This window comes from Blautia sp. NSJ-140, from assembly GCF_022868965.1.
GTDB lineage: Bacteria > Bacillota > Clostridia > Lachnospirales > Lachnospiraceae > Blautia_A.
In genome coordinates, this window is record NZ_JALIFS010000026.1 from 1 (window position 1) to 1,033 (window position 1,033).

Sequence of the window (1,033 nt, forward strand, 5' to 3'; positions counted from 1 at the left end):
CGCACCAGCATCGTTGACTGTTTCTGCAGGAAATCATTCCGCTGATTGGTTACTTTCTCATACACTCTTGCCACCCTGATCCGCTGCTTCTCGCGGTTATTGGAATCTTTTTGTTTTCGGGAAAGCCTGCGCTGTTCTCTTATGAGTTTTCGCATTGAGCGTTCCAGATATCTGGAATTTGATACCGTATTTCCATTACTGTCGGAGTAGAACGCTTTGATTCCGACATCAATCCCTATCGTTCCGCCAGCATTTGAACGTGGTTCCGGTTCAAAATCAACATTTAAAACCGCAAAATATTTTCCAGCCGGTGTGTGCTCAATGATCACGTGATTAATCTTTTCCACTTCCATCGACTGCCGTATTTTAACAAATCCAAGTTTCGGAAGTTTGATATATCTTCCCACAATACGGATATTATCTTTTTGATTTACCGTTCTGTATGACTGGAACCGGTTATGTTTACTTTTGAAGGTTGGATAGGAAGCCCGTTTCTCAAAGAAATTCACAAATCCCCGGTCGAGATCCCGCAAAGACTGCTGTAATGCAATGGAATCTGCTGCTTTCAGAAAGGCAAACTCCTCTTGCTTTTTCAGTTCAGTCAGCATGGCGGAAGTCTGGGAATAGCCGATCTTTTCCCCATTTTCATAGCCTTCCTTACGCATGGCAAGTCCCCGGTTGTAGATGAACCGGCAGCATCCCAGGGTCTGATGGATGAAGTTTTTCTGTTCTCTGTTCGGGTAGATCCTGAATTTAATTCCTTTTTGCATTATCCCATCTTATCCTTTTGTCTCTGCGATGTTTTCTGGTTTTCAATATACTGTTTTACTGTTTCCAGCGGAGCACCGCCCACCGTCGATACAAAATAGCTGTTTGTCCAGAGAGTCGGCATTTTCGTTTTAAGATAGGGAAATTCCTGTCTTAAAATTCTGGACGTATAGCCTTTAAATGACTTTACAGCTTTGTGGATGCCAAACTGAGGATCTACTTCCAAAAGCATATGAACATGGTCTGGCATGATCTCCATTTCCAG

At 43.1% G+C, this 1,033-nt stretch carries 2 protein-coding genes; both read right to left on the reverse strand.

Features of this window, described 5'->3' with window-relative positions:
• On the reverse strand, positions 1 to 770 hold a 770-nt coding region (locus MUB50_RS16860), incomplete at its 3' end, for a transposase (protein ID WP_244802555.1).
• Positions 770 to 1,033 (reverse strand): IS200/IS605 family transposase (gene tnpA / locus MUB50_RS16865; RefSeq protein WP_244791769.1); only part of this gene is annotated, 264 nt, incomplete at its 5' end. The genes MUB50_RS16860 and tnpA, both read right to left, overlap by 1 nt.